At 71.3% G+C, this 11,438-nt stretch carries 11 protein-coding genes; 5 read left to right on the top strand and 6 right to left on the bottom strand.

The window, feature by feature from the left end; genetic code table 11:
- The 5 genes from R6V09_RS33910 to R6V09_RS33890 form a co-directional block, all read right to left on the bottom strand.
- On the bottom strand, positions 1 to 720 hold a 720-nt coding region (locus tag R6V09_RS33910), incomplete at its 3' end, for an ADP-ribosylglycohydrolase family protein (RefSeq protein WP_317885294.1).
- Positions 721 to 748: 28 nt separating this feature from the next.
- Positions 749 to 1,456, bottom strand: a complete 708-nt coding sequence (locus tag R6V09_RS33905) for a GntR family transcriptional regulator (RefSeq protein ID WP_317885293.1) — start codon at positions 1,454 to 1,456, stop codon at positions 749 to 751.
- The gene (locus tag R6V09_RS33900) at positions 1,453 to 2,007 is read right to left on the bottom strand and encodes a cysteine hydrolase family protein (protein WP_317885292.1); all 555 of its coding nucleotides are present in this window, start codon (positions 2,005 to 2,007) and stop codon (positions 1,453 to 1,455) included. The genes R6V09_RS33905 and R6V09_RS33900 overlap by 4 nt, the downstream gene beginning before the upstream one ends.
- A complete protein-coding gene (locus R6V09_RS33895; protein WP_317885291.1) occupies positions 2,004 to 3,485 on the bottom strand; it encodes a purine-cytosine permease family protein in 1,482 nt (493 codons plus the stop codon). Before R6V09_RS33895 ends, R6V09_RS33900 begins: the two co-directional genes overlap by 4 nt.
- Before the next feature lie 78 nt (positions 3,486 to 3,563).
- Entirely contained in the window at positions 3,564 to 4,331 is a 768-nt protein-coding gene (locus R6V09_RS33890) for a DUF899 family protein (protein ID WP_317885290.1), read from the bottom strand.
- Between the two features lie 253 nt (positions 4,332 to 4,584).
- On the opposite strand from R6V09_RS33890, the gene R6V09_RS33885 reads away from it, so the two are divergent.
- The 4 genes from R6V09_RS33885 (at position 4,585) to R6V09_RS33870 (ending at position 8,908) form a co-directional block, all read left to right on the top strand.
- The gene (locus tag R6V09_RS33885; protein ID WP_317885289.1) at positions 4,585 to 5,781 is read left to right on the top strand and encodes a cytochrome P450; all 1,197 of its coding nucleotides are present in this window, start codon (positions 4,585 to 4,587) and stop codon (positions 5,779 to 5,781) included.
- Positions 5,782 to 5,939: 158 nt separating this feature from the next.
- Positions 5,940 to 7,211: a cytochrome P450 gene (locus R6V09_RS33880; RefSeq protein ID WP_317885288.1), complete on the top strand. Its 1,272-nt coding sequence runs from the start codon at positions 5,940 to 5,942 to the stop codon at positions 7,209 to 7,211.
- 85 nt (positions 7,212 to 7,296) lie between these two features.
- The gene (locus R6V09_RS33875) at positions 7,297 to 8,079 is read left to right on the top strand and encodes a polysaccharide deacetylase family protein (RefSeq protein WP_317885287.1); all 783 of its coding nucleotides are present in this window, start codon (positions 7,297 to 7,299) and stop codon (positions 8,077 to 8,079) included.
- A gap of 169 nt (positions 8,080 to 8,248) precedes the next feature.
- Positions 8,249 to 8,908: a YceI family protein gene (locus R6V09_RS33870; protein ID WP_317885286.1), complete on the top strand. Its 660-nt coding sequence runs from the start codon at positions 8,249 to 8,251 to the stop codon at positions 8,906 to 8,908.
- 8 nt (positions 8,909 to 8,916) lie between these two features.
- Here R6V09_RS33870 and R6V09_RS33865 read toward each other — a convergent pair whose 3' ends face one another.
- On the bottom strand, positions 8,917 to 10,524 hold the full coding sequence (locus R6V09_RS33865) for an amidohydrolase (RefSeq protein WP_317885285.1): 1,608 nt from the start codon (positions 10,522 to 10,524) through the stop codon (positions 8,917 to 8,919).
- A gap of 216 nt (positions 10,525 to 10,740) precedes the next feature.
- Between R6V09_RS33865 and R6V09_RS33860 the strand changes: the two genes are divergently transcribed.
- Positions 10,741 to 11,438 (top strand): ATP-binding protein (locus R6V09_RS33860; protein WP_317885284.1); only part of this gene is annotated, 698 nt, incomplete at its 3' end.

Genomic DNA, 11,438 nt, shown 5'->3' with positions numbered 1-11,438 from the left:
GCGCTCGCAGACTTGAGCCTGTGTGAGGCCTCGCACCAGTCCGGTCGCCCACACGATCCGCTCGGCGACATCGGCGGCGGCCACCCAGTGCCCCCGCCCCGCCGCCAACCGGGCCGCCGACACGGCCAGTTCGACCGCCTCGGGAATCGACGCCCCGTCAACTCCCGCGCTCACAGCGGCTGCCACCGCTGCGGCACCGGCGAGTGCGACGCCGGTGTTGTGGGTGAGGCTGCTCGCCTCCACCACCCTGTCAACCAGAGCGGACGGATCCGCGACCGGCACCGCGATGCCGACGGGGGCGATGCGCATCGCCGCGCCGTTGGTGGTGCCGTAACGCCCCACCTCGTCGACCGGGGTACCCGCGAGCACCTGCTCCACCGCGCGTTTCGTCGACGGCCCGAGGAGGTCGAGGGAGCCGCGGGCCCGCATGTCGTCCTCCCAGGTGACCAGGCGCCGGGCCAGTTCCGCCGGGTCGACTCGGCCCTTGCCGTCGAGCAGCAACCCGGCGAGCAGCAGGGCCTGTTCGGTGTCGTCGGTGACGGCTCCGGCCGGCATGCCGGCGGCCAGCGGATGGTCGGGGTCGGCCGGATGGAAGCCGGTGAGGAGCGGGCCGTAGCGTGCCGTGATCTGCGGGCGGGACAGCATTTGGGTGGGCATGCCGAGGGCGTCGCCGAGGGCGAGCCCGTGGAGGGCTCCGGTGGCGCGGCTCTGGAGGGTCATGGGTACTTTCCGGGGCGGGTTCAGCGGTTCAGCCGAAGGCGAGGGTGAGTTGGAAGTGGTCGGGGTCGAGGAGGCTCACGACATGTTCGACGAAGGAACCGTCGGCGGCCCTGCTGGTGCGGCGCGTGTCGAGGAACCAGTCACCCGGTTCGCGGCGCAGCAGTTCCGCCTCCCGCCCGTCGATCCGCCGCCCGCTCACCCGCTGTTCGCCGTGGTCGGGCCGCAGCCCGGCCCGCAGCATCACGTCGGTGAGCGACTCCTGGTCCAGTCCGCGGGACGGCAGGTCCCGCACCCCGGGTACGGGCGGCAGGAAACTGCGTTCGTACGACACGACGACCGCGTCCCCGACCAGTTCCCGTATCCGCTCGACGCAGACGAACTCGGTGGTGTTCAGGGTGAGTTGGCGGGCCAGCTCCTCGTCCCGCCTGGCGGCCACCTTCAGGGTCCGGACGCGGGTGTCGATGCCCTGGGTGGCGAGCGCGTGGGCCCAGCCGAGGCTGTCGTCCAGCGGGCGGCCGTCGAAGAGGACGTAGGAGCCCTTGCCGGTGCGGGTGGCGATCAGGCCGGCCTCGCTGAGTTCGGCGAGGGCCGCGCGGACGGTCGTACGGCTGACGCCGAAGCGTTGGGCCAGGGCGTGTTCGCCGGGGAGTTGCTCACCGGCGGGGCGGTGGCCGCTGCGGATCTCCTTGGCCAGGACCTCGGTGATGCGCTGGTGTTTGAGCCGGACGCCGGTCACGAGGCCTCCCCGACCGCCTCGGCGACGGTGACCACCCGGATCAGGGGCCGGTAGAGGTCCATGACGTGCAGCGCCTTGGCGTGGGAGTCGTCGTCCACACCCGCGCAGGCGTCGGCGACGACCAGTACCTCGGCTCCGGCGTCGGCCGCGGCGAGGGCCGTGGACAGGACGCAGCAGTCGGTGCTGACGCCCGCGAGGACGAGACGGCCGGTGCGGGCGACGCGCTCGGCGAGTGCCGGGGTCCACTTGCCGAACGTGGGCGCGTCCACGAAGTGCCGTGCCCGGGCGGCGAATTCGTCGGTCAGCCGCCAGAGCGGGGCGTCCGCCGGCTGGAGGGCGAAGGGCCACTGGTCGTAGTAGGCGCGCCAGGCGCCCTCGGGTTTCTCGGGGGCCAGGAAGCGGGTGAAGGTGACGTCTTCCCCGAAGGCCGGCAGCAGTCGCCGTACGCCTGCCGCCGCGTCCTCGAAGCGGGGGGTGGCCCAGGGGCTGTCGGGTTCGGCGAAGACGCGCTGCATGTCGATGACGGCGAGGTGGCCGGGTGCGGTGGTCATACGGCGGGCACCGCCTCGGGGCTCGCGGCCTGCTGCTCCTGGCGCTGGACGCGGGCGCGGCCCAGGGCGAGGGTGCCGAGGAAGCCGAGGGCGAGGGCGGCCAGGACGCCGAGGTTGGCGTAGGCCCAGGCGCCGGACTTGCCGCCGAGACCGAGCGGGTCGAGGAGGTAGCCCTGCCAAGTCAGCCAGCTGGCGGCCGTGTTGGTGACCAGGCCCCAGCCGATCGCGGTGGCGGCGAGGGTGAGCAGTAGAGGGGTGGGCGGTACGTCGCCGTAGCGGCCGGCCGGGCGGTAGAGGTCGCCCTCGTCGTAGTCGCGGCGGCGCAGGACGAGGTCGGCGAGCATGATGCCGCACCAGGCGGCGATGGGGACGCCGAGGGTGGTGAGGAAGCCCATGAACTGGCCGAGGAAGTCGTCGGCGAAGAACACGATGTAGACGGAGCCCGCGATCATCAGGACGCCGTCGACGAGCGCGGCGAGGTAGCGCGGCACCCGCAGGCCCGCGGAGAGGAGGGCCAGGCCGGAGGAGTAGATGTCGAGGACGGCGCCGCCGACCAGGCCGAGCACCGCGACCACGACGAACGGCACCAGGAACCAGGTGGGCAGGATCGTCGTCAGCGCGCCGATCGGGTCGGCGGCGACCGCCTTGTTCAGGGTGCTGGAGGAACCGGCGAGCAGCAGGCCGAAGACCAGCAGGAGCAGCGGGGCGACGGAGGCGCCGAAGGTGGTCCAGCCGATCACGCCTCTGCCGGACGAACTCCGGGGCAGATAGCGGGAGTAGTCGGCGGCGGCGTTTACCCAGCCGAGGCCGAAGCCGGTCATCATGAACACCAGCGCGCCGATGAACTCCTGGGCGGAGCCCGCCGGTACGGCGCTGACCGTGCTCCAGTGGATGTGGTCGGCGACGAGGGCGATGTAGACGACGGTGAGCACCGCGGTGACGACGGTGATGACCGTCTGGAGCCGCATGATCAGGTCGAAGCCCATGACTCCGCCGACGACGATGAGCGCGCCGACGATGATCAGCGCGACCACCTTGGTCTCGGTGCCGCCGCCCCAGCTGAGTCTGCTGAAGACGGTCGCGGTGGCCATGGTCGCGAGGGCGGTGAGGACGGTCTCCCAGCCGACGGTGAGGATCCAGGAGATCGCCGAGGGCAGCCGGTTGCCGCGGACGCCGTAGGCGGCGCGGCTGAGCACCATCGTGGGCGCGGAGCCGCGCTTGCCGGCGACCGCGATGAAGCCGCAGAGCAGGAAGGAGAACACGATGCCGATCACACCGGCGACGAGCGCCTGCCAGAAGGAGATCCCGAAGCCGAGCGCGAAGGCACCATAGCTCAATCCAAGAATGGACACATTTGCCCCGAACCAGGGCCAGAACAGCGTGCGTGGGGTGCCTTTGCGTTCGGCGTCGCCGATCACATCGAGGCCGTGGGTCTCGACCTGAAGTTGCCGGGACTGGGAAGTCTGGGAGTCCGCCATCGTCGACCCACCTGTCTAGACGTGTTCAGTCGAGGCTAGGTGCGGTGGTGACGGGCGTCAAGAGCGGACCGCTCCCTGTCAGTGGCAGTCGCCGTGGCGGCCGAGGGTCTCCACAGGGGTCGCACCGGGACGGGTCCACTGCGGGACGGGACGGCTGGTCCCGCCCCAGGTGGCGTTCCCGTCGGCGTCCGAACGCCAGTACCAGCAGGCGTCGCGGCCGGGCGGGTAGCCCTCGGGGGTGTCCTGCCACGCCTCGCCGCGGCCGTGGGGCGTCATGTCGAGCAGGGCGAGGGAGCCATTGACCGGCTCGTTGCCGCGGCCCGTCGTGGAGTAGGTGAGGAACACACGGTCGCCGTCGCGGAGGAAACAGTCGATGTGCCCCATCCCTCCGCCGATCCGCGGCTCCACGCCCCGCAGCGAGTACCAGGGCTGGGTGTAGCCCATGAACTCGACGTAAGGCGCCACCTCGTCCCACGCGCCCGCGGTCAGGACGGCGTACGAGACGCCCCGGGCGTTGAGGTAGACCGCGTCCTTCATGTGCCAGGCCGTGGTGGTGCAGCCCTCGCACTGGCCCTGGTGGGGTGCGTGGTCGTGCCACATGTGCTGGTACACCACAAGTTCGTCGCGCCCCTGGAACAGGTCGAGGAACGGGACCGGTCCGTCGGCGCCGGTGACCTCGACCGTCCCGTCGAGCTCGACCATCGGCAGCCGCCGCCGGGCCGCGGCGATCGCGTCGCCCTCACGCGTGTGCGCCTTCTCGCGGACCAGCAGCTTCTCGCGCGCCGCCGCCCAGGTCGCGAGGTCCACGACCGGCGGCCTGCTCGCGTTGTCGGGGGTGGTCGTCATGGGTGCCTCCGTGGTGTCTCGTGCCGGGCGGTGTCGTACGACGTCCTGTTCTACGACCGTCACCAGTACCGACTCGCGGGCCGACCGAAACTCATCGCGGCCGGATCGGTGTTCTCCGTCGCGTCCCGCCGTTCCGCTCACCGGCACAGGACGCGACAGACCGGCCGGCCGCCCCGAGGCTGTTCCCATCGGTCGGGGCGTCACGCGCGACCGCACCAGGTGTACCGCTGCCGTGAGTTCGCCAGGAGGCACCATGGAGCCGTCCGTGACGCGTGAGGGGTACGGCGAACCCGCCCGCACTCCCCGCGGAATCCTCTCCCGCGTCCGTGACCCGTTGGCCCTGCTGAGCGCGGAGTTCGACGGTGTTCACGACGTGTGGCGCTCGGCCGCGAACATGGTGTGTGTGGCCGGGCCGGAGTCCGCCCGTGCGGTCCTCGGCAACCGGGACGCGGTCGTCACCGAGGCGTCCGACTTCTACCGGACCCGGCACGGCGACTTCGGGCCGCGTGCGGCGCAGCTCCGGATCGGGCGCGCGGCCCGGGCCCTGATGCGTCGTCATCTGGACGCACGGCGCCAGGAGTTGCCCGGTCTGGTCGCCGAACTCCTCGCCCCCGGCGCCGTCTGGCCCGACGCGGGAAACCTGCTCGTCCTCCGCCATCTGCGAGACGTCCTGCTGCACCGGGACGCGCCGCCCCAACTGCGCGCCACCGTCGGACAGATCATCCATCGGGCGGTCCTGGCGGGCGCCCGGCACCGTTACTCGCCGCCGTCCCGAGTGCTCTTCCGGCGCCGCGCGCAGAACGTCCTGCAAACGGAAATTCGCGACCGGCAGCGGCGGTCGAACCCCACCCTCGACGCACGTGACCTGCTCGACGTCGTTGTGGGCGAGAGCGAGCCGGAGGCGGACCCGAAGGATCTCGCCGAGGTGTATCTCTCCTTCCTGTTCGCCGCCGTCGGCTCGGTCGGCTTCGCGCTCGGCTGGTCCGTATACCTGCTCGGTACGCACCCCGACTCCCTTGCGGCGGAGCCGAGTTGGACGGTGCGTGAGGCACTGCGGCTGTGGCCGGTGGCGTGGCTGTTCGCGCGGACGCCGAGCCATGTGCAGGAGCTCGGCGGGACGCAGGTCGGCCCGCGCGACCGACTCGCCGTCTGCACCTATCTGGTGCACCGGCATCCCGGGCACTGGGAGCGGCCGGACGAGTTCGTGCCGGAGCGCTGGGCGACGGCCGTGCCGGACGGGGCCTATCTCCCGTTCGGCCACGGGCCGCACACCTGCGCCGGGGCGACCGTCACCATGCGGCTCCTGGAAGACCTCGTCGGCATCATCACCCGTGACTGGCGGCTGTCGGTCACCCACGACGGCGCCGGTCCCCAGGTGGGCCCGGCGCTCGCTCCACCGCGTTTCACCGCGGTGCTGAGCGACCGCACCGGCAGTCCCGGAAGGAGGTGAACGCGCATGCGCGCCCTGTATCGCAAGACGAAGTCGGTCCTCAACGTCCGAGGCTCCTACGGCTACTTCTGGTACCAGTACCACCACATCTGACCGGACCGGCGCGGGGAACCGTCTGAGCGGCCGGCTCCCCGCGCCCCACGAGGGGAACGTTCACCATGACCACCCCGCAGCACCCCGAGGACTTCCTGCACTCCATCCGGGCGCGCAGCGCGGCCGAGGACGGGATCTTCTGGGTCGACGACACCCGGCTCGGCGTGTTCGAGCCGGAGGCGGCGCGCCGGGTCAGCGCCACGAATTGGCACCGGTTCGTGATGAACGACCGGCTGGTCGACATGGTGCGCCGGCGGCGCAGTCCCGAGGTGCGGTGGAGCCAGATCCGGGCCGCCTGGCTCACCCAGTTGCACACGCTGGCCACCGCCGAGCACCACGGCGGCCTCATCGACCGCATGGAGCAGGTCATCGACGAGCGGCTGGGCGAGGACGTGGACCTGGTGATGCTCACCCAGGACGTGGCGCTGCGGTCCATGCTGCCGGTCGCGCTGTCCGGCCTCACCGCCGGCGAGGCCGATATCGTGCGCCGGGACCTGGAGATGAAGCTGCTGCGGCTCGTCGCGCCCGCGCCGGGCGGGTTGTGGCACCAACTGCGGTTCGTCGCCGTGCAGTTGCGGTCCGGGCTGGTCGTGCGCCGGGTGCTGCGGCAACGCGCGAGCGGCAGGCGCAGGCGTGAGCCGGATCTCGCCGATCCTTTCGTCGACCTGCTGCCCCAACTCGGCATGGACCGCGCGCTGGACGTGGTGACCACGGTCCTCACCGCGATCGGCGGCCCGCCGGGCGCCGCCGCCGCGAGTCTGCTGTACGAGTTCGTCCGGCACCCCGAGTGGCAGCGCCGGCTGGCCGACGAGCTGTGCGCGGTGGACCCGGTGGAGTTCCGTACGGCGCCCACGCACGCGGCTCCGGTGACGCACCGGTTCGTCAAGGAGGTGCTGCGGCTGTGGAGTCCGCCGCTGCTGCTGGTCCGGCACAACAACCACCTCTTCGACTTCGGCAAGACCCGGCTGGAGCCCGGCGACTGGTATCTGCTGAGCCCGCATCTGATCCACCGTGACGAACGCGTCTGGAAGCAGCCCGACGTCTTCGACCCGGACCGTTTCCTGCCCGGCGCACCGCACGGGCCGGCCGACCGCGACTGCTATGTGCCGTTCGGCTGGGCGCCCAAGAAGTGCGTCGGCGCGAACATCGGCACCGTCCAACTCATGGCCCTGTGCCACCTGTTGTGCACCCGCTACCGGCTGACCGTCGACCACCCCGAGGACCTCACGATGGCCCTCCGCTTCGCTCCGATCCCGGAGAACTTCCGCGGCCGTCTCGCCCTGCGCCGACCGGGATCGTCGTCCGCCGGCCTCGAACTCCCGGAAAATTGTCCGTAATCCGTAACAGCGGGATCCCTCCGCTCGTTTATACCGTCCTGACGAATGCACGGAAGCGGACAACAGGACAGGGAACAGGGCGGACATGGCGCGTCATGGCGGGCGGGGTTGGTACGGCCGGGTACTCGCGGCGGCGGTCGGTGTGACGGCGGTGGCGGCGGCCACTTCCGTGTGGACCGCGCAGGCCGGTGTGGTCGACGCGCAGCGGGGCGGGGCCAATGCGCGTCCCGGCGCCTCCAGTTCGGCCCCGGCCCGGGTGGCGGCCGTGTCGGCGGAGATCGTGCACGCCTCCGACAAGGGCGCGCGGGGCGTCAACATCACCATCGACGACGGGCCGGACCCGACCTGGACACCGCAGGTGCTCCAAGTGCTGCGGGAGTACGGCGTGAAGGCCACCTTCTGCATGGTGGGCCCGCAGGCCGAGGCCCACCCGGACCTGGTCAAGGCGGTGGTGGCGGCCGGCCACCGGCTGTGCGACCACTCGGTGTCGCACGACACCACCATGGACAAGAAGTCCGAGGCCTACCAGTCGCAGGAGATCCTGAACGCCGCCGCCATGATCACCAAGGCTTCCGGGGGCGTACGGCCGCTGTACTACCGGGCGCCGGGCGGCGCGTTCACGCCGTACAGCCGGCATCTCGCCGCCGCGCAGGGCATGCGCCCGCTGGGGTGGAACATCGACTCCAAGGACTTCGAACTCCCCGGCACCGGCGCCATCGTCACCACCGTCAAGAGCGAACTGCCCAACGGGCCGACCATCCTGTTCCACGACGCCGGCGGCGACCGCTCCGAGACGGTGGCCGCGCTCCGCGAGATCCTGCCGTGGCTGAAGCAGCAGGGCTATTCGTTCGGTTTCCCGATGCGCTGAGCAGCGCGCCGAATTGACGGTCGTCGTATTTCGGGTGACAAATATGTGTGGGAAATGTGGAACGGCCGCCGAGGTGACGGTATTTAAGCGTGTCAGTGCCGATTCGCGCAGCTGTCGATTCACCATGAAGGCTTGCGGCGATATCACTCGTGCAGTAACTACGTGAAGCATGAACCTGTTCAACCGTGCTGCGCCCCTCCGCCGCCCGGCACCCCCCACGGCTCCGCAACGCCCCGCCGCCCCACCGGCGTTCACCCCCTCCGGCCTGCCCGATCCCGCCCTGGCGGCGCTGACCGGAGAATGGATGATCGACCCCGCGCACAGCCGGATCGGTTTCTCCGTCCGGCACGCCATGGTGACGACCGTGCGCGGGTCCTTCGCCGAATACAAAAGCCGGCTCTACTTCGACGGCGGCAACCCGGCCCGTTCGCGGGCGGAGATCGTGGTGGACACCGGCAGTGTCGACACCGGCGTGGAACAGCGCGACGCCCACTTGGTGGGGCGCGACTTCCTGGACTCCGCGACCTACCCGCGTATGCGTTTCGCCAGTACCGCGGTGCAAATGGCCGGCAACGACGTCTACCGGATGCTCGGTGACCTCACCATCAAGGACACCACCCGTCCCGTCGTCCTGGAACTCACCTACATCGGACATGTCACCGACCCGTTCGGCTACGAACGGGCCGGCTTCGACGGCACCACCACCATCGACCGTTCCGACTGGGGCCTGACCTACAACTCCCGGCTGGCCGAGGGCGGTGCGATGGTGAGCGAGAAGGTACGGCTCCAATTCGACATCGCCGCGATCAGGACGATGCCGGCCGCCTGACGGAACGGCTACCGGGTGACCGGACGACCGCCGACGAACGTGTGCAGGGGGTTCAGGTCGCGCAGGGCGTCGCTCGGGCACCGGGCGGGGTCCTGCTCCCAGACGGTGAGGTCCGCCAGGCGACCCGGGGTGAGGGTGCCGCGCCGGTCCTGATCGCCGCACAGGCGGGCCGCGTCGGCGGTGTGCAGGGTGAGGGCCTCGTCGTAGGTGATGGCGTGTTCGGGGCCCTTGGGGCCGATGACGGTCTGGCGGGTGATCATGCCGTAGACCGAGCGCATGGCGCCGAACTGGCCGACGGGGAAGTCCGATCCGGCGCTCACCTGGGCGCCCAGGTCGATCCAGCCGCGGGCGGGGAAGAGGCGGGCGACGCGCTCCGGGCCCCAGAAGCCCTCCTCGACCTCGGCGGTGTCGTGCAGCAGTGGCTGCTGGATGGTGACGGGGATGCCCAACTCGACGGCGCGGGCGCGCTGTTCGGGTCCTGCCAGACCGCCGTGCTCCATCACCAGCGTGCCGGCGGGCAGTCCGGGGTTGCGGGCGAGGACCCGCTCGTAGACGTCCAGGAGGGTGCGGACCGCACGGTCGCCGTAGGCGTGGGTGCCGACCCGCCAGCCGCGCCGGACCACGGCCTCGACGGCCTCCACCAGCGCGTCGGGCTCCCAGATCAGCGTCCCGGAGAACGCGTGGTCACAGGCGTACGGCTCCTCGGTCGCCCCGGCCTCCAGGCCGCCGTCGAGCCCGAACTTCACGCCCCACACCCGCAGCCACGGGTCGGAGTCGTCGCGCCACTTCTCCATGGCGTCGAGCAGGTCCTCCACCTGGGCCGCGCTGGTCATACCGAGCGCCGAGATCAGGGCGCGCACCCGGATGCCGAGCGCCCCCGCCTCGCGGGCGGCCAGCAGCACGGCGTAGTCCTCAAGGCCGACCGCGCAGTCGCGCACGGTGCCGATGCCGGTGGCGGCGTACTGGGCGGTGGCCAGCCGCAGCCCGTCGATCCGCTCGGCTCGGTCGGGGGCCGGGACCAGGCGCTCCACCAGGCCCATGGCGTTGTCGATCAGCCGCCCGTCGAGCCTGCCGTGGGCGTCGCGGCCGATGACGCCGCCCGGCGGTACGGGGGTGTCCTCGGTGATGCCCGCCAGGCGCAGCGCGTAGTTGTTGACGACGTCGTTGTGGCCACCGCGCTTGACCAGGACGGGGTGCCGGTCGGTGGCCTGGTCGAGTTCGGCGGCGGTGGGCATGCGGCGCTCGGCGAGGTTGAGTTCCTGCCAGTTGGTGGTGGTGCGGATCCACTCGCCGTCGGGAGTCGTCTTCGCCCGCTCGCGGATCAGGTCCAAGAACTCGGGGATGTCGTGGGCCTGGTGGACCGGCACGTCGTGCGCGCCGAGCGCGGCGTAGATCAGGTGGGTGTGCGTGTCGTCGAAGGCGGGCAGCACGGTGGCGCCGGGCAGGTCGTGCACCGTGGTGTGCGGGCGCAGCAGGTGGTCGAGTCCGTCGGGGTCGGGCGAGAGGGCCATGACGCGGTCGCCCCGCACGGCCAGCGCCCGCTGCGGGGCACGGCCGGGTACCAGCGTGTGGATCGCCCCGGCCCGGATCACCAGATCGGCTCCGTGATCAGTCATCGTTCTCTCCCACTTCCTCGGTACATCCGCTGACCAGGCTTTTGTACGGGCGATCGGCCGCTTCATGCCTATTTGGTGTCTATTGGCGCAGTAAACACGCCATCTCAGTCGCCGAAAGTGGAGATCATGCGCCAATTCCTCGACCGTGTTCGTCCGCCGCTCAGGACCGTCATTGACAAGGCGATTCCGCAACGGTTGTCATGAACACATGCCGAGATGCACGGAGACCCGACGCCCACGCCGCCTCGCCCGCACCGCCGCGGCGCGGAAGTGCGGTCGTTGACCGGGCACCGCGAGCTGATCGGCACCGCCCGCACCGAGTTGACGGACCGTCAGGGAGTGCTGCTGCACGGTCCTGCGGGGATCGGCAAGTCCGTGCTCGTGGCCGCCCTCGTGGCGTCCTCGGGTGCCCATGTCCAGCCGTCCGGAACGGTGTTGCACTGCTCGCCCGCCGAGGAGGACGCCCGGCTGCCGTTCGCCGGTCTCGTCGACCTGTTCGCAGGGGTGCCGGAGAGCTGCCTTGAGGCCCTGGCACCCGAACTCCAATGGGCGTTGCGGGCCGCCCTGTTGCGCGGCGAGGTACCGGCCGGCGACCGTGGCCGGCTCGCCGTCCGTGTGGCCGTTCTCGAAGTGCTGCGCACCCTCGCCGCCGGCGGCCCGGTGCTGCTGGTCCTCGACGGCCTCCAGTGGCTCGACGAACCGACCGTCGAGGTGCTCGCCTTCGCCGTACGCCGTGTCGAGGGCCTCGATGTACGGGTGGTGGCCGCCGAGCGGGTGGCGGACGGCGAGCAGCCCGAACGGCCGCGCTGCTGCCCGCCCGGCACCGTCGAACTGCCCGTGCCACCGCTGACGGACGACGAGGTGGCGCAGCTCCTGCCCACCGACCTGCCGCCGGCGGTACTGCGGGCCGTCCA

Source organism: Streptomyces sp. W16, assembly GCF_033194735.1.
Classification (GTDB): domain Bacteria; phylum Actinomycetota; class Actinomycetes; order Streptomycetales; family Streptomycetaceae; genus Streptomyces.
This window is presented reverse-complemented; position numbering and strand designations above follow the sequence as displayed.